Below are 17,576 nucleotides of genomic sequence, written 5' to 3'. Positions count from 1 at the left end.
ATTTCAGGTCAATTGTTGCTCTGCGAATTCCCTGTAGAGCGCATGCGATGCGGCCAATTCCTCGTGTGTGCCGGTTCCAGTGACGCGCCCTTTTTCAATAAAGACAATCTTGTCCGCGTCAACGATCGTCGACAAGCGATGGGCAATGACGAATGTCGTGCGCCCTTCCATCAAACGGCTAAGCGCCTGCTGGACAATGCCTTCTGACTGGCTGTCGAGGCTCGCTGTCGCTTCATCCATCATGAGGATTTTAGGATCCCGCAAAAAGGCGCGCGCAATGGCGATCCGTTGGCGCTGGCCGCCTGATAATTTGACGCCCCTTTCACCGACTTGCGTATCGAGCCCGTCCGGGAATTCATTGATAAAGCCTTCCGCATAAGCCATGCGCGAAACACGCCATAACTCTTCGTCTGGAATCTCTTCAGCCTCGGGCAGGCCATACGTCAGATTCGCGCGTATGGTGCCGCCCATCATGGCGCTTTCCTGCGATACGTAACCAATCTGGCTGCGCCAGGCATCCAGGGATATACTGCTGATTCCGACGCCGCCGATGGTGATTTCACCGGATGCCGGTTCGTAATAGCGTTCCAGCAAACTGAACACCGTTGTTTTGCCGCCGCCGCTCGGCCCCGCAAAAGCGATCATTTCTCCCGGCTGTGCTTCAAAAGAAATATCCGCCAGCACCGGTTCTCCAGTTTCATAAGCAAAACTGACGTTGTCGGCGCGCAAAGTTTTTCCGGCAATGTCCATTTGGGTGCCGGCTTGCGCTTCTTCAAGCGGCACCGCCAAAATTCCGATGATACGTTCCGTTGCGCCTTTCGCTTTTTGCAATTCCGTAAAGAAACGGGCAAACGTAGCGAGCGGCACAATGATTTGGAACAAATACAGAAGGAACGCGACAAGCGACCCTGTCGACATTGAACCTTCTGCTACACGGATACCTCCGTAGCCCAAAATCATGACAATGACCAGCATGACAGCCAAATACATGAGCGGCGCAATCAATGCATAAATTTTCGCTTCTTTCATGCCAATATCGTATAAGCCTGTAATTCCACGAAGGCCTTTCTTTTCTTCGACTTGTTCAGCTGTCGATGATTTCATTAAACGGATTTCACTTAAAGTTTGCTGGACATGCCCGGTGAACTGCGCCGTTTCATCCTGCAGGCTGCGCGAAATCTTCGCCATGCGCCGGCCAAGCGGAATCATGATCGCTACTGTCAGCGGCACTGATACCATCATCAAAAGAGTCATTTTCCAGTCCAGAACCGCTAAGATAATTACAGCACCAATAATGGAAATGATCCCCGTAACAAATTGCGGGAAATGATCGGTAATCAGATTCCGCACAATGCCGGTATCATTGACCACCCGGCTCACCGTCTCGCCACTCGATTGCTGATCGAAATAGCTGACGCGCAAACGAATCAAATGGACCCACATGCGCTCCCGCAATCCTGCGACGATGCGCTGGCCCACTTTGCTCAACAGATAAATTGAGACGCCGTTAATGATGGCCTGCAGGATAAACGCTGCACCGATACCTACCATCAGCGGCATACTCAACGAATCGAGCGAGAAGCCATCCACCAAGTCTTTCGTCAATAACGGCACGGCTAATCCGACAAGCGTCGTCACCAAACTTGCGGCAAGCCCGAAGGACAGAGCAGCTTTTGGAATTTTCAACGACATCAACAATGCCAAAAACGGTTTTAAGCCAATTGCTTCCTCTTTTTCTTTCATCCATTAAAACTCCATTCCATCCTTTTAATCCTTAACGATTCTCCCCCTGTTAAGCAGCGGAGACTTTCCGGTCTTTCGGCAACGCCATTCCGACCAGCCCAATAATCGGCAAAAATGACACAACGACCATCGTCTCATAAATTCCGATGGCATCCATCAACATCCCGATAGCTACACCGCCAATCGCACCCATGCCGAAAGCCAGCCCGACCGTCAGCCCTGACATCGTTCCGATCTTGCTGGGCACCAGTTCTTGTGCATAAACGACCGTTACCGAGAAGCTAAGCATAATGAAAAATCCGATAAACGCCAGCAGCATAACCACAAACCCCAACGTAACGTATGGCAATGCAAGTGCAAGCGGAATCGGCACCAATAGTGATAAGACGATGACATTCTTACGTCCAATGCGGTCCGCCAATGGCCCTCCAAAAAAGGTCCCTGCCGCTCCCAATGCCAGGAACAGGAATATGTAAAGTTGGCCCTTCTGAATCGTCAGCCCATATTCTTCTATCAAATGGAAAATATAAAAGCTTGTTATATTCGTGACATAGAACGAACGCGCAAAAATGATGACCAGCAGCAGTGCCAATGCGATTCCAACCTGCTTTTTCGACAGCTCCGGCAATGACGACAACAGCACTTTCCTGCCATTGCCTGCCCGTTCACGCGCCAGCTCAGCTTTGTACCACATTGAAATGCGCGAAAGGATGAAAATCCCAAGCGCCGCAACAAAAAGAAATAACGCCGCTCCTTGCTGGCCGAGCGGCACCAAGATAAATGCACTGATCAACGGCGCCAATGCCTGCCCCGAGTTGCCGCCCACCTGGTAAATCGATTGCGACAAACCGCGGCGATGCCCCGCCGCCATAAACGAAACGCGGGATCCTTCCGGATGGAAAACCGCGGATCCCAAGCCCAGGAACATCACTGACACCACAATCATCCAATATTCCGGTGCGAATGCCAGTCCTGCCATGCCTAGAAACGAACTTGCCATACCGAACGGCAGCGCGAAAGGCATCGGTTTTTTATCGCTGATAAACCCGACGACCGGCTGCAGCACGGACGCGACAATATTGAGCGCAAACGCAATCATCCCGAGTTGCGTGAAGGTCAGGCCCAGATCTGCCTCCAGAATTGGAAACATCGCCGGGATGACCGCCTGAAGCGAATCATTTAAAAGATGGCATGCCCCCATCGCGAACATGACAGGGTATACTGGATTCCCCACCACTGGGGATGTCGCTATTTTAGCCATCAGCCTGCCTCCCATCCAAAATCCTAATCACTTCCATTATAGAATATTTCTCCACACGAAGACATTTCCAGCATTGAGCTTTTTTCTCGTTTGAAAACCTTCATTTTCAGATTAGTTATCAAGCTGCTAAGTGAGCCGATATTTCGCAAAACAGTCCCGCTTTCCTGCGGGAGTCAGAACTGTTTTGCTCCATATCCGGAGTCTAGAACCAACTTTAGAAATCATATCTTTCCAGTACTTAGATACAAGAAATGATTTTCTATTTAGACTCCCCTTTGAGTAGAGTGAAAGGCGGCGAACAAGTTGGACAAAAGAATTTTGTCCAACTTGTTTGCGACGAAGCGCAAAGCGCTGCAACGCACTTTTTGTCCCGAAGCTAGCGAAGCGTTGCAGGGACAGGGACAGGAGCAACGGTTTTCGAAGCGATGCTGAGGCCGTGCCCGCGGAACGCGTCCGCCTAGAGCGCAATGAAAAAATTGCCCTCAATCGAAAAAACACCCGCAGACTTGTGTCTGCAGGTGTTTTAAACAGCTTTTGCTTGTTGCCAGTTTTCAAGGCGTCTGTCCAGCAGGAAATTTCCGAACGGGATGAAAGCGACTGCCACTGCAGCCACTGAAAAACGGAACGGCCATTTGAAGATGAACGTCATATAAGCGATCATCACGCAGTAAACCGTGAACAACCCTCCGTGGACCGCGCCGACAACACTGACAGCCTCTGGAAACCCAAAGAAATATTTTAACGGCATGGCCAGAAACAATAAGATCAACAACGAACTTCCTTCAAGCAATCCCATGAACCGGAACTTGCTTAATGCATTTTTAATCATCTTTTCCCCTCGCTATCTATTTTTTTATTATAGAAGGGATGGAGGGTTGGAAACAAGCAGGAGAACAGCAAATGGCGCTTTTTAGCCATTAACCCTTCAAGATTCCGCCACATTTTTCCGTTTGCCCAGTTTTACGAATAAGACTTTCAAGTAATCGCCTTCTTTAAATTCTTTGCGCACCCGGAAATCTTTCGGCAAAGTGTATTCTTCGACGATCTTATACGACATGTCTTCTTCTGTGAATGCCTTTTCGATAAAGCCTTTGAATTTCTGCATGCTGAACGATGCGCTATTCGTCGAAGCCACGATGACGCCCTTATCTTCAGTGATGGCGATGGCTTCCCGCATCAGATGCGTATAGTCTTTCGATGTGCTGAACGTGTATTTTTTCGAACGCGCAAAACTTGGCGGGTCGAGGACGACCAAGTCGAATTTCAATTCTTTGCGCTTTACGTATTTAAAATAATTGAAGACGTCCATCACAAGGATGTCCTGGCTTTCGTAATCGATGCCGTTGACACTGAATTGCTCAATGGTTTTGCTATTGCTGCGCTTCGCTAAATCGACGCTCGTCGTCTTCATGGCCCCGCCTAGTGCAGCAGCTACCGAGAATGCCCCTGTGTAAGAAAACGTGTTCAGCACTGTCTTGCCTTTTGCATAGCGTTCTTTGATGGCATTGCGGACATCGCGCTGGTCGAGGAAAATGCCAGTCATCGCACCATCATTCAAATAAATGGCGAAGTTAATGCCGTTTTCTTTGACGATCAACGGGAATTCGCCGCGTTCGCCTGCTACGAAGTCGTCTTCTTCGATGTATTGCCCTTTCGCATCAAAGCGTTTTTTCTGGTAAATCCCTTTGCAGTCTGCAACGTTCTGCAGCGCTGCTACCACTTCGTCCTTAAACGAATAAACACCTTCACTGTACCAGCTGACAAGGTAAAATCCGCCGTAATAGTCGATCGACAAACCGCCGAAGCCGTCGCCTTCTCCGTTGAACACACGGAATGCCGTTGTGTTGGGGTCATCGTAAAAACTTTTGCGTTCCGCAATTGCTGCTGCCAGCGTCCGCTCAATAAACCCTTGGCTGATTGCTTCGTCTTTATTGCGCGTCAATACCCAGCCGTAGCCCTTGTTTTGTTTGCCGTAATAGCCTTTTGCTAGGAACTTATCCTGTTTATCCGTCAAGTTGACGATGGTGCCTTCTGTTTCAAGCACATCCACATTTTCAAGCGCTTCTTTAGCAATTAGGGGATAGCCCCTTTGGAACTCCGCTTTCGCTTTATCGTTCACTTTGATCGTAAGTTCTTGTCTCATCATCACTCATCCTATTCTTTAAAATCGATTGTCTTCTCTTCAGTGTATTACAATCACGTGGCTAATCATACCGCCGCCTGGAATGCCTTGCCGCAAGATCCGAAGCAGTAAAGCGATATATTGCATAAAGAATATTTAACATTCCCACAAATTGGTGTATACTTTTATTATTAACAGCAAGAGAAAGGGTGCACTTGCAATGCCGATTCCAGTAAATCACGCAAAACCGATTCGCATGTCCGCGAAAGAAAGCGCGTATAACCAATTACAGCAATGGATTATTGATGGCACCTTAAAGCCCGATGAAAAATTGGCTGATACGGAACTTGCGCAAGCGTTGAATTTAAGCAGGACCCCCATTCGGGAAGCGCTGCAATTATTGGAGGTACAGGGATTCGTGGAAATGTTCCCCGGCAAGGCGACCCGTGTGACACGGGTAGAAAAGGAAGATCTCAAAACCTTGTTGCCGCCGCTTTCTGCTCTACAGGCACTGGCTGCCGAATTGGCCATACCCCGCTTAGACAGCGAATTGATAAATTTACTCACCGAAACAAATCAGCGTTTTGCTGATGCTATAAAAGCCCGGGATAATTTCTCGGCATTGAAAATCGATCAGGAATTCCATCAACATATCGTAGACGCTGCCGGCAATCCGTATGTCGACACCATCCTTGGCCGTCTGCAAGCGCATGTCCGCAGACAGTTTTTCCACCATTCTTTGATTTTGACCCAGCAGTCTGTTGAAGAACACAGCCAAATCATTGGCGCGCTAAAAGAACAAGACCCTGATAAAGTCTGCATGCTGATGAAAGCGAATTGGAACCGCACAGTGGACGAGTTATCGCTATAGCTTCCGAATGCCATAGAAAAAAGCTGTCTCTTGAGCGTTAAGCTCTAGAGACAGCTTTTTTTGATATGGAAGCCGGCTCGATTTTCGAATCGGCTTCCATTTAAAAACTTATGCTTCGTTGCGCGCCGTTTGGACATTGACGCCTTTCCGGTTTCGCGCAATGACGGTAAATACGGCAATAGTAGCCAGTGCTGGGACAATCCAGCCAAGCCCTTCATTGTAAAGCGGCAATGATGCGGCATAGAAATCGATGATCGACTGCAACCAATCGGGATTGGCAATGCCGAGCGACGCAGTCAGCGTCTTCAATCCATCGATGATTGCGATAAAGAATGTCGCTGCCATAGCAGCTGCGTAAACGATTCGATCGTGTTTGAATACCGGTGAAAGGAACGCCAAGATGATCAAGACGATGGCCAGTGGATACAAGAACATCAAGACAGGAACCGAATAAGCGATGATGTTTGAAAGACCCGCGTTTGCCACCACTAAAGAGAAGACCGAGAAAATGACCACGTATGCTTTATAGCTGATTCTCGGCATCAATTTGTGGAAGTATTCCGCATTGGCGACGGTCAGGCCGATAGCTGTCGTCAGACAGGCAAGCGTAATAATGACCGCAAGCAAAAGCGTACCGAATGTTCCGAAGTAATGGGACGATGCTCCGCTTAATACAGGGCCGCCTGTTTCAAAAAGCCCTAAAGTACTTGTGCTGGTTGAGCCCAGGTAAGCGATGCCAGCATAAACGATTGCCAGAAGCCCTGCAGCGACAACTCCGCTTTTCAGCGTTGCGGATAAAATCCCTTTTGGTGAAGTGACGCCCAATTTGCGGACAGTAGCAATGACAATAATGCCGAATACCAAAGAGGCCAAGGCATCCATCGTGTTATAACCTTCTGTGAATCCTTTTAAAAAAGCGCCGCTTGCGTAAGCTTCTTGGGGAGCCGCCGCTTTGCCCATCGGATTTATCACGGCCATAATCAATAGCGCAGCCAGCGTAACAAGAATTGCCGGCGACAGGAATTTGCCGATATTATCGATCAGTTTCGAAGGATTGAGCGACAGCCATAATGAGATCAGGAAGAAAATCACTGTAAACACTGGCAGCCCGATTGATGCGAAGTCTCCGCCAACAAAAGGAGCAATGCCGATTTCATATGATACAGCGCCCGTTCTTGGAAGTGCAAAGAACGGTCCGATTGTTAAATACAAAAGTGATGTAAAAATAATGCCGAACACGGGGTGCACACGGCTCGAAAGGTCTTGCAAATCACTGCTCTTTGAGTAGCCGATAGCTAAAATTCCAAGGAGCGGCAAGCCGACGCCTGTAATCAGAAAGCCCAGGATGGCCCATGCAACTTCAGAGCCGGCAGCTTGTCCGAGTTGGGCCGGAAAAATCAAGTTCCCTGCACCAAAAAACAATGCGAACAACATCATTCCTATGACAACATACGCGCTAAACGATAACTTCTTATCCATTTCACTTTTTCCTCCTAAGCAATAAGCTTTGTATTTTCTATGACAAAAGAAATGTTAAAATAATATTTCGCCACTCTAATTTCCGTATGCAATATATCGCATAAAGTCATAATACAATATTCATAGAAAAATGCAACATAATTTACTTTAAATTTTCAAAAAAACAGTCAATTTTGTAAATCTGATGAAAGAACACACTTTTTCGAAATAATTTTTCTCAAAAAAAGGAAATCTTGCTGATTTATAGAAATTTCATATAAAAAATTCCGGCCTGTGAAGACCGGGATTTCGTATACTGTAAAACCGTTAGTTAATCATGTAACGTTGCTGCTAAGGTACACTTCTTCGAACGGCTGAACGATGACAAAGCCTTCTCCTGTAAATTCCATCTGGATCGATTCGCCGCTTCCGCGCCCGAGAAATGTCCGCAGCGAAACATCGGTACGGAACTCGGGTTTCAAGTTGCCTGACCAGGCAACAGTGGCGTTCGGATCGGTCAGCACCGGCTCGCCCGGACGCACGAGCAGCGTTAATGGCTCGTAATGGGAAGTGATTGCCACCCGCCCTTTGCCTTTCAACGTCACATTGAACAAGCCACCGGCCATGACCCCGGCCATTTTCCTCATCATCTTGATTTCCCACTGGATGCCCGGTTCGAAGGCCAGCAAATCATTGCCGTTGACGGTAATGGCTTCATCGTTCAATTCAAAAATCGTGATTTTTTTCCCTTTGTCTGCCAGATACAGCCGGCCGCGGCCGACCGCTTTCATCAACGAAGTCCCTTCACCGGTCAATGCTTTTTTGAACATTGTGCCAACGCCGTGTTCAAGAACGCCTTCACGCTCGAACTTGATCTGTCCGGTATAAGAAATCATCGAACCTGCTTTTGCCCACACCATATCCTCTAAATTCACTTCCAGGATGCGCGGTGTTTCCAGCTCGAAATAATCGTTTTCCTGTTCGTCCTGCTTGGTCTGCCGGATAAATTCGGCAATCGTGTAATTCGTCATGTTTCAATTCCCCTTTCCTTCTATTGTATCTATTTACGGATGCCGCATCTTGAAGGTTTCATTAATCTGTCCGCGGTGTTTCTCGGATTTCACGAATCTTATGCCCCGCTTCAAGAGGAAAGTGTTGTAGAATAACTAATTATGGAAGTAAGCTCCGCTTGCTTTGCTAATCCCACCGGAAGGCGCGATGTCCAATGAAATTTTTAATCACCTTTACGCAGCTGATCGTATTATACGGATTTTACGTTGCTGGCGAGTGGCTTCGGAATTTATTCAATTTACCGCTTCCTGGCAGCATCATTGGCTTCTTGCTGCTTTTTATGGCATTGCTCCTGAAAATTTATCCGCTGCGGTGGATTGAATCCGGCGCGCAATTCCTTCTCGCTTTTTTATCATTGTATTTTATCCCGGCCACGGTCGGTGTCATACAGTACGGCGATTTGTTCACGGGCAAGGGCCTGTGGCTGATCGCCATTGCGATGATCAGTACATTGGTGACAATGGGCGTATCCGCAGTACTCAGCCAATGGGCTTCCCGGCGCACTGACGAAAGGAGCTTATGACGCTTATGGATCTGATTCTGTTGTCATTGCTGTTTGCCGCATTAACCATCGCCACTTACTTGTTTTTGAACGCTCTTTACTTAAAATACCGCTGGACGCTTCTGACGCCCGTGTTGACGACGACCGCGGCGCTAATAGTGATTCTGTTGCTATTCGAAGTCCCCTACGAGCGCTATATGCTCGGCGGACAGTGGATTGGCGCGCTGCTCGGACCAGCTGTTGTTGCACTTGCAGTCCCTCTTTACAAGCAGCGGAAATTATTGGCGCAAAACTTGGTGCCCATCACGCTCGGCGTATCAGCAGGCGCATTGGTGGGCATGCTCAGCGGTGCGCTGCTGGCAAAATTGATGGGCTTTTCCGCCGAAATGATTTTAACGATTCTGCCAAAATCGATTACTACACCTGTCGCGATGCAGCTTGCCGATTCGCTTGGCGGAATCCCAGCCTTGGCGGCTGTATTCGTCATGGTCGCGGGGTTTACAGGCATCCTCACCGGTCCCTGGCTCCTAAAAACGCTCCGCATCGATTCAGCCATCGGGCGCGGCATCGGCCTTGGCACATCCGCCCATGGGCTTGGCACCGCAAAAGCTTTTGAATATGGCATCGAAGACGCCTCGATGAGTTCAGTAGCGATGACGTTGAGCGCCGTAGCCGGTTCGTTCCTTGGTCCCGCAATCGTCTGGCTGTTATTTATGTAAACAACAGAACCCCCATGCGCAATTGGCGCATGGGGGTTCTGTCATGGCAGATTCAATTGCCAGGAAACACCGAAACGGTCGATCAGCCAGCCGAATTTCCGGCTGAACGGATAATCCCCGAGCGGCATCAGCTCTTCGCCGCCTTCAGACAGCTGGCTGAAGGCGCGGTCAATTTCCGACTCGTTTTCGCATGTCACATATAACGAAATGGCCGGCGTAAAAGTGAAATCATGCTTGATCGTGCTGTCGATGCACAGCAAAACTTGATCCGCCAACCGAAATTGGGCCAACATCACCGACCCGTTTTCGTTGTAAGTGACATTGTCGATAGCAGAATCTTTAAAAACAGCCGTATAATATTTCATCGCTTCTTCCGCTTGCCCAGTAAACATTAGGAAAGTGGTAACTTTCGGGAGTTGCCGTTCCATTGCAATCCTCTCCTTTATGATTGGCTGATGTCTCTTCTATTGAAGCCTATAAATCCAATGACTAAAAGTACGGCAGCGGCAGCAGCTAATGCGCTTAGAACGCCATAATCCACAGTTTCAATCGGCACTTTCGCAACATAGCCATAAGGCGTCAGCTTTTGCACCCAATCCGGGAATTGAAACAGTCGACCAAAATAAATGGCAATAAAAGAAAAAGCGATGTAAAGCCACATAATGCCGGTGAACCTCGGCGCCCAGCCGAGCAATAACACAGCTATGCCGACCATCACCCATGCCGCCGGCACATACGCCATCGCCGCCTTTAAGAACATGCCGAGCTTCAGATCTTCCTCAATGACAGAAGTCCCGACGCCGCCAAGACCGAAGCCAGCCAGGCCCAACATAACAAAGCTTGCCAGTATAGCGAGCAGCACATAGCTTCCGAGCAGCCGATTTTTCGATACGGCCTTGCTCAGGATATGCTCCAACCGGCCGTTGGTTTCTTCCCCTTTCACTTTCAGCACCGCCATCAGTACCGGAATCGTCCCAAGGATTGCCATAACAGACATTAGCACAGGGATGAATTGTTCAGTTATGGAAAACCCGGATTGCTGGACAATCAGCTGCTGCATCAAATCGATATCTTCAAAAAAAGATTCCATGTCGCCGAGCACCGAGCCGTAGGATGCGCCGATCAATAAAAGCCCCGCTGCCCATGCGATGAGTCCCGTCCGTTGAAGCCGGAATGCCAGGCCAAACGGGTTTGCCAGCCCTTTGGAAGCATGCGGCCTCCCCGCACGCACCGGCAGAAAGCCGGTGCCGAGGTCGCGCACCGAATTCAGATACAGTGCAAGAAGCACAAGCACAAACGCCGCGCCAGCCGTCAAGAAGATGGGCCACCAGTAATTATTGACATAGGCCTCTGTACGGAGAATCCAGCCGAGCGGAGAAAAAAGCGATAGCGTTCCGCCTGACAGATCCCCGATTGCGCGGATCATATACGCCAGCAGCAAGGCCGTAATCGACAAGCCGACAGTGCCCCTTGAACTCTGGGAAAGCTGAGCGAAAACAGCCGCTATTGCAGCGAATACCATGCCTGCAGCACCCAGCGCAAAGCCATAGACGAAAGACCCTTCGGCATCGATGCTGTCGATGTTCAGCGCCATCAATGAGACCGCGGTCAAAACAGCAAGCAGGACATTCACTCCAAATAATACGAGCAGCACCGACAGCAAGTTCGACAACCGGCCGATCGGCAGCGACCGGATCATCTCCAGACGGCCATCTTCTTCGTCCGCGCGCGTATGGCGGGTCAGCAGGAGGATATTCATGAGGCCGACCACCACAGCCGTCATCAGCAGCATTTCATGGCTCAGCATCGCTCCGATTGTATAATTGTCCAAACCATAGCCCGGGCCGACCATCGCTGTCATTGCCGGATTGCGCATTGTTTCCGCCATCGCCTGCCGTTCCGCGTCGTTCTGGTACAAGCCAGTGAACGCAAAAGCGATGATGCACGACATGGCGACGAATGACACCAGCCATAAAGGCAGCCGAAGGCGGTCGCGCTGAACGATAAAGCGCATCAGAGCACTTGTACCTTGCAGTAAATGACTGCCCATTAACCCCCGCCTCCCGGACGAGCGGCTGTTTCATAATGGCGGATGAACAACTCCTCCAATGTTGGCGGGGAACTGTCCATTCGCGTAATGCCGAAAGCGCTGATATGGCGCATGATGGCATCCAGCTCTTCCGTATCCGCCTGAAACGACACCGCTCCGTCTTCGGTCGTGACGCCGCTGACGCCTTTCATTTCCCGCAAACCGGCAATCGGCAGTTTCGTCTCGACTTGGACGATTGTGCCGGTCAAGTGCCGAAGCTCTTTCAACGTTCCCGTTTCAATAATCTTCCCTTGTTGGATAATCGCCACCTTGTCGCAGATCTTTTCCACTTCGGACAAGATATGGCTTGACAAGAGGACGCTTTTGCCTTTCGCTTTCACTTCCATGACATATTCCTGGAACACCCGCTCCATCAGCGGATCCAGGCCGGAAGTAGGTTCATCGAGGATGTAAAGGTCGGCATCCATGCATAGGGCAGCGACCAGCGCCACTTTCTGTCGATTGCCCTTGGAATAGGCCCGGCATTTCTTGCGCGGGTCCAAATCGAACCGGCGGATCAGCTCTTCCCGTTTGTCGTCCGGTTTGCCGCCCCGCAATTTGATGAATAAATCGATAACTTCCCCACCAGTAAGATTCGGCCATAAATTGACGTCCCCCGGCACATAGGCGACCCGTTTATGGATTTCCACCGCGTCTTTCCACGCATCCAGGCCAAAGATTTCCGCCTTTCCTTCGGTTGCTTGGAGGATGCCAAGCAACACGCGCAGCGTCGTCGATTTCCCTGATCCGTTCGGGCCGATAAAGCCGAAAACCTCTCCCGCTTCCACTTCAATATCGACACCATCAAGCGCCTTGAACTCACCGAACTTCTTCGTTAATCCACTGGTCTTCAGTACAGCCATGTGCATCACCCCGTTCTGGCCCCTTTGCTCTTATGGAATTAATTCGATGCACCGCCAGCCATCCCCTGCAAACGAATTGAAAGAATAGTTAAACTTATAGCAAAGTTGCAAGAATACTTTGCTCCCTTTAGTTTATAATGCTATGTTTTTAATAGATTACATTTCAAGGAGGGACCAAAAGATGAAGAATTTATTGAAAAAACAGGGTTGGGCTTTGCTCGCAGGCACTTTATCCCTTTCACTTTTAGCAGGCTGCGGATCTTCTGAGAGCGACAGCGGCTCTGAAGAAGCCAAAACGGCTTGGGACGAAATCAAAGAAGAAGGCACATTGACTGTTGCCACTTCCGGCACATTGTTCCCGACTTCTTTCCGCGAAGAAGGCACAGATGAATTGACCGGCTTCGAAGTTGAAGTCGTGCGCGAAATTGCTGAACGCCTGGAGCTTGAAGTCGAATTCACTGAGCTCGGCTTTGATGAAATGCTGACGTCTGTCCAAACTGGTCAAGTCGACTTAGCGGCGAATGACATTGAAGCAACTGAAGACCGCAAAGAGAAATTCGCTTTCTCGACACCATTCAAATTTTCTTATGGCACAGCGATTGTCCGCAAAGATGATTTGTCGGGCATCAAGACATTGGAAGACTTAAAAGGCAAAAAAGCGGCTGGGGCTTCCACGTCTGTCTACATGGAAACGGCACGTTCTTACGGTGCTGAAGAAGTGGTTTACGACAACGCAACGAACGAAGTGTATTTGCGCGATGTTGCAATCGGACGCACGGATGTTATCTTGAACGATTATTATTTGCAGACCTTAGCTTTAGCGGCTTTCCCGGAATTGAACATCACTATTCACCCCGACATCAAGTACAGCCCGTCGGAAGTGAGCATGGTCATGAACAAAGACAATAAAGAATTGGTTGAAAACGTCAACGGCGCTATCGAAGAAATGCTGGAAGACGGTACAATCGCCGAGATTTCAAAAGAGTTTTTCAACGGCGCTGACGCAACACAAAAAGTCGACATCGAAGAATAAAAGAAGGGAAGCTGTCCGCGTTTGCGGATAGCTTTTTTTGTATTTAGCGGTGCTGCCTTCCAACGAATCTCCGTATTCTCTTCCGTTCATCCGCGCAAAGCCGTATAATTGAAAAAAATAGTTAGAATAATCAGAGGATGAGGTGGCGGCATGGACTTTACTTTCACCCCGCTCGGGGACCAGGCGATTACCATTGAAGCCGGCAAAGAAATCAGCGAAGGCGTGCAGCAGCGAATCCGGAAAGCGGCGGCGCTGCTCGAAGACCGCCCACCTGCCTGGATGGTCGAATCTATTCCGGCGTTTACGACAATTGCGGTTTTCTACAACCCGCTTGCCGTCTTATACGATGAAGCAATATCGGCTTTGGAAGAGCTCTTGCAGCACGCTGGTGAAATCCCTGTGCCGGCTCCGCGCACAGTCGAAATTCCGGTCTGCTATGGCGGCGATTTTGGTCCCGACCTCGAATTCGTGGCAGCGCATAACGGATTATCTGCAGAAGAAGTCATCGCCATCCATAGCAGCGGCGTTTACGCTGTGTCAATGATCGGTTTCGCTCCAGGCTTTCCGTTTATCAGCGGCATGTCCGAGAAAATCGCCGCGCCCCGCCGGGAAAGCCCACGGCTGCGCATTCCAGAACGCACTGTCGGCATCGCCGGTATCCAGACCGGCGTCTACCCGATCGAAACACCGGGCGGCTGGCAATTGATCGGCCGCACCCCAATGCGCTTGTTCCGGCCAGAGCAGGAAACGCCGAGCTTGCTGAAAGCCGGGGACATCATCAAATTCCGCCGGATTTCGGAACAGGAATATCACGAATGGGAGGAACATCGCGATGCTGAAGATTCTTAAAGGCGGTATGCTGACATCGGTGCAAGACCTTGGCCGCTACGGCTTCCAAAAATACGGCGTCATCGCAAGCGGCGCGATGGATCCTTTTGCGCACCGCATCGCCAATTTGCTCGTTGGAAACTACGAAAACGCCGCGGCGCTGGAAATTTCGCTCACCGGCCCTACAATCGAGTTTGAAACCGATGCAGCTATCGCTTTATGCGGCGCAGATCTGTCGCCTCAAATTGACGGCAAAGAGTGCAGAATGTGGCGCATTCTGGCTGTCAAAAAAGGCAGCGTCTTATCGTTCGGCGCGCCCAAGAAAGGCTGTCGGACTTATCTAGCCGCAGCAGGCGGCATCGATGTGCCGGAAGTAATGCACAGCAAATCGACGTATTTGCGTGCAGCGATCGGCGGCTTCCAAGGCCGGGCGCTGAAAGCGGGCGACCGCGTCCCATTAAATCCGGTGGACCCGAAACGCGCAGCAGCGCTGGTAAAAGCGGCGAATTCCGGACAGGAATGGCAAATTCCCGCCATTCGCTACTTTAATGAACCCGTTGTCCGCATCATGAAGGGCCGGCAATTCGGCTTGTTCGATGCCGAAAGCCAAACGCGGCTCTTCGACGGCCTTTTCACTGTCGGCACACATTCCGACCGCATGGGCTATCGCCTTGAAGGCACGCCGCTTGCACTCAGTGAGGCAGCGGAACTGATATCGGAGCCTGTCGCGTTCGGCTCGATTCAAGTGCCGCCGGACGGCAACCCCATCGTCTTGATGGCGGATCGCCAGACGACCGGGGGCTATCCAAAAATCGGCCAAGTGGCAAGCATCGATTTGCCGCTCATCAGCCAGCTGAATCCGGGAGATAAAATTCGCTTCAAAGAAATTTCGCTCGAGGAAGCGCAAAAGCGCATGATTGCACAAGAACAGCAAATTCGCCAAATGAAAATTGGAATCGACTTGAAAATGGAGGAATGGAAATGACGTTTAAAGTGGATTTGAACTGCGATATGGGAGAAAGCTTCGGCGTCTACCGCATGGGCAATGACGAAGCCATTCTGGATTACATCACATCGGCCAATATCGCCTGCGGCTTTCATGCCGGCGACCCTGCTACGATGCGCAAAACCGTTCAGCTCGCATTGGAAAAAAATGTCGGCATCGGCGCCCATCCCGGGCTGCAGGATTTGGTCGGCTTCGGCCGGCGCAACCTCAGTTTGTCTCCCCAGGAAGCTTATGACCTGGTCGTCTACCAGATCGGTGCCTTATCGGGCTTTGTCCAGGCGGAAGGCGGCAGGATGCAGCACGTTAAAGCCCACGGCGCACTCTATAATATGGCCGCGCAAAATGTCGGCTTGTCGGAGGCGATCGCGGAGGCAGTGTATAAAATCGACCCGGAACTTATTTTATTCGGCTTGTCCGGCAGCGAATTGGTGAAAGCTGGGGAAAAGATCGGTTTGCGCACTGCCAATGAAGTTTTCTCAGACCGCACTTACCAGGCGGACGGCAGCCTGACGCCGCGCAGCCAGCCGAACGCGCTCATCACCGATACCGCTACGGCACTTGAACAAGTCATCCACATGGTTAAAGAACATAAGGTCATCAGTACCCAGCAGCAGGAAATCCAAATCAAAGCCGACACCATTTGCATCCACGGCGACGGCGCTACTGCGCTCGATTTCGCGGCTGCCATTTCAAGCTCATTGGCCGATGCAGGAATCGACATCATCAAGGTAGAAGAGTTTATGTAATTCCATTCCAAAGGAGGCATTACGATGAACAAAGATGCGAAGATCATTAAAAAAGCGAACCGCAGCGTCCTGCTCGGCGCTGCGTTCCTGATGGCGACTTCCGCCATCGGTCCGGGTTTCCTCACCCAGACGACCGTTTTTACCGATCAATTGATGGCATCGATGGGCTTTGTCATTCTCATTTCCATCATCATTGATATCGGAGCCCAGACCAATATTTGGCGCATCATCGCCGTATCCGGCAAGCGTGCGCAAGACATTGCCAATGATGTGCTGCCAGGGCTCGGCTATTTCCTGGCCTTGCTCGTCGTCATGGGTGGCCTGGCCTTCAATATCGGTAACGTCGGCGGCGCCGGCCTTGGGATGAATGTCTTGTTCGGCATCGATGCTAAAACCGGCGCCATTTTAAGCGGCTTGCTGGCTATCGGCATCTTTGTGGTCAAAGAGGCAGGCAAAGCGATGGATCGTTTCGCCCAAATCCTTGGGTTCGTTATGATCGCCTTGACGATTTACGTCATGATTTCAGCCCAGCCGCCGATTGGTGAAGCCGTTGTCAAAACCTTTGTACCGGATACCATTGACATCTTTGCCATCGTAACGCTTGTCGGCGGAACGGTCGGCGGCTATATCACCTTTGCCGGCGGCCACCGTTTGATCGATGCCGGCCTTACCGGCAAAGAACATGTGCGCGATGTCACGCGCAGCTCGATTACCGCCATCCTGATTGCGTCTTTCATGCGCGTCATTCTTTTCCTTGCGGTTCTTGGTGTCGTTTCGCAAGGTCTGCAGCTGAACCCGGAAAACCCGCCGGCTTCTGTGTTCCAATTGGCTGCCGGCAATATCGGCTACAAGATTTTCGGCGTGGTCATGTGGGCGGCGGCTGTGACATCGGTTGTCGGAGCGGCCTATACGTCCGTATCGTTCATCCGCACATTCAGCCCGGCGCTTGAAAAATACAACCGCCTGTTGGTTATCAGCTTTATCGTCATTTCGACTTCCGTCTTCGTCATCATCGGCCAGCCTGTGCTGATCCTGCTGTTGGTGGGCTCGCTGAACGGTTTGATTCTTCCGATTGCCCTCGGCGTCATGCTCATTGCTGCGCATAAGGCGAAAATCGTCGGCGATTACAAGCATCCGCTCTGGATGACCATTTTCGGCGTCGTCATCGTCATCGCAATGGCGTGGATGGGGATTTACACTTTGTCGAACGGCATTCCTCAGTTATTTGAATAGCTATAACATATTATAGAAAAACGGTTGAGTG

At 50.4% G+C, this 17,576-nt stretch carries 17 protein-coding genes; 8 read left to right on the top strand and 9 right to left on the bottom strand.

What is annotated here, in order from left to right:
• Positions 1-3 precede the first annotated feature (3 nt).
• From AC4EHB_RS13060 to AC4EHB_RS13045, 4 genes are all read right to left on the bottom strand, one after another.
• Positions 4-1,743, bottom strand: a complete 1,740-nt coding sequence (locus tag AC4EHB_RS13060; RefSeq protein ID WP_490981789.1) for an ABC transporter ATP-binding protein — start codon at positions 1,741-1,743, stop codon at positions 4-6.
• Positions 1,744-1,792: 49 nt separating this feature from the next.
• Positions 1,793-3,004 carry an MFS transporter gene (locus AC4EHB_RS13055; protein ID WP_490976318.1) on the bottom strand — a complete coding sequence of 404 codons (1,212 nt, stop codon included), beginning with the start codon at positions 3,002-3,004 and terminating at the stop codon, positions 1,793-1,795.
• Positions 3,005-3,527: 523 nt separating this feature from the next.
• Positions 3,528-3,833 carry a DUF3817 domain-containing protein gene (locus AC4EHB_RS13050; RefSeq protein WP_490976319.1) on the bottom strand — a complete coding sequence of 102 codons (306 nt, stop codon included), beginning with the start codon at positions 3,831-3,833 and terminating at the stop codon, positions 3,528-3,530.
• A 96-nt stretch (positions 3,834-3,929) separates the two neighbouring features.
• Positions 3,930-5,147 (bottom strand): class I SAM-dependent rRNA methyltransferase, encoded by a 1,218-nt coding sequence (locus tag AC4EHB_RS13045; RefSeq protein ID WP_490981788.1) that lies wholly within the window; start codon positions 5,145-5,147, stop codon positions 3,930-3,932.
• Between the two features lie 199 nt (positions 5,148-5,346).
• On the opposite strand from AC4EHB_RS13045, the gene AC4EHB_RS13040 reads away from it, so the two are divergent.
• Positions 5,347-5,997, top strand: coding sequence for a GntR family transcriptional regulator (locus AC4EHB_RS13040; protein ID WP_490976321.1), 651 nt, complete (start codon positions 5,347-5,349; stop codon positions 5,995-5,997).
• A 108-nt stretch (positions 5,998-6,105) separates the two neighbouring features.
• Here AC4EHB_RS13040 and brnQ read toward each other — a convergent pair whose 3' ends face one another.
• Together brnQ and AC4EHB_RS13030 are read right to left on the bottom strand one after the other, a co-directional pair.
• Complete coding sequence (brnQ, locus tag AC4EHB_RS13035; protein ID WP_490981787.1) at positions 6,106-7,476, bottom strand: branched-chain amino acid transport system II carrier protein; 1,371 nt, start codon at positions 7,474-7,476, stop codon at positions 6,106-6,108.
• Positions 7,477-7,790: 314 nt separating this feature from the next.
• Entirely contained in the window at positions 7,791-8,486 is a 696-nt protein-coding gene (locus AC4EHB_RS13030) for an AIM24 family protein (RefSeq protein ID WP_490981786.1), read from the bottom strand.
• Between the two features lie 194 nt (positions 8,487-8,680).
• Between AC4EHB_RS13030 and AC4EHB_RS13025 the strand changes: the two genes are divergently transcribed.
• The gene (locus tag AC4EHB_RS13025) at positions 8,681-9,049 is read left to right on the top strand and encodes a CidA/LrgA family protein (protein WP_490981785.1); all 369 of its coding nucleotides are present in this window, start codon (positions 8,681-8,683) and stop codon (positions 9,047-9,049) included.
• 5 nt (positions 9,050-9,054) lie between these two features.
• Complete coding sequence (locus AC4EHB_RS13020; protein ID WP_490981784.1) at positions 9,055-9,747, top strand: LrgB family protein; 693 nt, start codon at positions 9,055-9,057, stop codon at positions 9,745-9,747.
• A gap of 41 nt (positions 9,748-9,788) precedes the next feature.
• Here the strand turns inward: AC4EHB_RS13020 and AC4EHB_RS13015 are convergent, their stop codons facing one another.
• Genes AC4EHB_RS13015 through AC4EHB_RS13005 form a run of 3 tightly spaced genes read right to left on the bottom strand, consistent with a single transcriptional unit; the run spans position 9,789 to position 12,699 of the window.
• Positions 9,789-10,175, bottom strand: coding sequence for a VOC family protein (locus AC4EHB_RS13015; protein ID WP_490976326.1), 387 nt, complete (start codon positions 10,173-10,175; stop codon positions 9,789-9,791).
• Between the two features lie 14 nt (positions 10,176-10,189).
• Positions 10,190-11,797, bottom strand: coding sequence for an ABC transporter permease (locus AC4EHB_RS13010; RefSeq protein WP_490981783.1), 1,608 nt, complete (start codon positions 11,795-11,797; stop codon positions 10,190-10,192).
• Entirely contained in the window at positions 11,797-12,699 is a 903-nt protein-coding gene (locus tag AC4EHB_RS13005) for an ABC transporter ATP-binding protein (RefSeq protein WP_490981921.1), read from the bottom strand. The genes AC4EHB_RS13010 and AC4EHB_RS13005 overlap by 1 nt, the downstream gene beginning before the upstream one ends.
• A 181-nt stretch (positions 12,700-12,880) precedes the next feature.
• Between AC4EHB_RS13005 and AC4EHB_RS13000 the strand changes: the two genes are divergently transcribed.
• From AC4EHB_RS13000 to AC4EHB_RS12980, 5 genes are all read left to right on the top strand, one after another.
• Positions 12,881-13,732: a transporter substrate-binding domain-containing protein gene (locus tag AC4EHB_RS13000; RefSeq protein ID WP_490981782.1), complete on the top strand. Its 852-nt coding sequence runs from the start codon at positions 12,881-12,883 to the stop codon at positions 13,730-13,732.
• A 150-nt stretch (positions 13,733-13,882) separates the two neighbouring features.
• Entirely contained in the window at positions 13,883-14,581 is a 699-nt protein-coding gene (gene pxpB / locus AC4EHB_RS12995; RefSeq protein WP_490976330.1) for a 5-oxoprolinase subunit PxpB, read from the top strand.
• Positions 14,565-15,545, top strand: coding sequence for a 5-oxoprolinase subunit C family protein (locus AC4EHB_RS12990; RefSeq protein WP_490976331.1), 981 nt, complete (start codon positions 14,565-14,567; stop codon positions 15,543-15,545). Before pxpB ends, AC4EHB_RS12990 begins: the two co-directional genes overlap by 17 nt.
• The gene (locus AC4EHB_RS12985) at positions 15,542-16,312 is read left to right on the top strand and encodes a LamB/YcsF family protein (RefSeq protein WP_490981781.1); all 771 of its coding nucleotides are present in this window, start codon (positions 15,542-15,544) and stop codon (positions 16,310-16,312) included. The genes AC4EHB_RS12990 and AC4EHB_RS12985 overlap by 4 nt, the downstream gene beginning before the upstream one ends.
• 24 nt (positions 16,313-16,336) lie before the next feature.
• Positions 16,337-17,545 carry an NRAMP family divalent metal transporter gene (locus tag AC4EHB_RS12980; RefSeq protein ID WP_490981780.1) on the top strand — a complete coding sequence of 403 codons (1,209 nt, stop codon included), beginning with the start codon at positions 16,337-16,339 and terminating at the stop codon, positions 17,543-17,545.
• Positions 17,546-17,576: the final 31 nt, after the last annotated feature.

Source organism: Planococcus sp. TJ-302 (assembly GCF_058268455.1).
Note: the sequence above shows the minus strand (reverse complement) of the source record. Positions and strands in the feature narration are given on the sequence as shown.

Excerpts from the sequence above, each read along its gene's own strand:
- AC4EHB_RS13060 (WP_490981789.1), bottom strand. The coding sequence starts at position 1,743 with ATGAAAGAAAAAGAGGAAGCAATTGGCTTAAAACCGTTTTTGGCATTG.
- AC4EHB_RS13055 (WP_490976318.1), bottom strand. The coding sequence starts at position 3,004 with ATGGCTAAAATAGCGACATCCCCAGTGGTGGGGAATCCAGTATACCCT.
- AC4EHB_RS13050 (WP_490976319.1), bottom strand. The coding sequence starts at position 3,833 with ATGATTAAAAATGCATTAAGCAAGTTCCGGTTCATGGGATTGCTTGAA.
- AC4EHB_RS13045 (WP_490981788.1), bottom strand. The coding sequence starts at position 5,147 with ATGAGACAAGAACTTACGATCAAAGTGAACGATAAAGCGAAAGCGGAG.
- AC4EHB_RS13040 (WP_490976321.1), top strand. The coding sequence starts at position 5,347 with ATGCCGATTCCAGTAAATCACGCAAAACCGATTCGCATGTCCGCGAAA.
- brnQ (WP_490981787.1), bottom strand. The coding sequence starts at position 7,476 with ATGGATAAGAAGTTATCGTTTAGCGCGTATGTTGTCATAGGAATGATG.
- AC4EHB_RS13030 (WP_490981786.1), bottom strand. The coding sequence starts at position 8,486 with ATGACGAATTACACGATTGCCGAATTTATCCGGCAGACCAAGCAGGAC.
- AC4EHB_RS13025 (WP_490981785.1), top strand. The coding sequence starts at position 8,681 with ATGAAATTTTTAATCACCTTTACGCAGCTGATCGTATTATACGGATTT.
- AC4EHB_RS13020 (WP_490981784.1), top strand. The coding sequence starts at position 9,055 with ATGGATCTGATTCTGTTGTCATTGCTGTTTGCCGCATTAACCATCGCC.
- AC4EHB_RS13015 (WP_490976326.1), bottom strand. The coding sequence starts at position 10,175 with ATGGAACGGCAACTCCCGAAAGTTACCACTTTCCTAATGTTTACTGGG.
- AC4EHB_RS13010 (WP_490981783.1), bottom strand. The coding sequence starts at position 11,797 with ATGGGCAGTCATTTACTGCAAGGTACAAGTGCTCTGATGCGCTTTATC.
- AC4EHB_RS13005 (WP_490981921.1), bottom strand. The coding sequence starts at position 12,699 with ATGGCTGTACTGAAGACCAGTGGATTAACGAAGAAGTTCGGTGAGTTC.
- AC4EHB_RS13000 (WP_490981782.1), top strand. The coding sequence starts at position 12,881 with ATGAAGAATTTATTGAAAAAACAGGGTTGGGCTTTGCTCGCAGGCACT.
- pxpB (WP_490976330.1), top strand. The coding sequence starts at position 13,883 with ATGGACTTTACTTTCACCCCGCTCGGGGACCAGGCGATTACCATTGAA.
- AC4EHB_RS12990 (WP_490976331.1), top strand. The coding sequence starts at position 14,565 with ATGCTGAAGATTCTTAAAGGCGGTATGCTGACATCGGTGCAAGACCTT.
- AC4EHB_RS12985 (WP_490981781.1), top strand. The coding sequence starts at position 15,542 with ATGACGTTTAAAGTGGATTTGAACTGCGATATGGGAGAAAGCTTCGGC.
- AC4EHB_RS12980 (WP_490981780.1), top strand. The coding sequence starts at position 16,337 with ATGAACAAAGATGCGAAGATCATTAAAAAAGCGAACCGCAGCGTCCTG.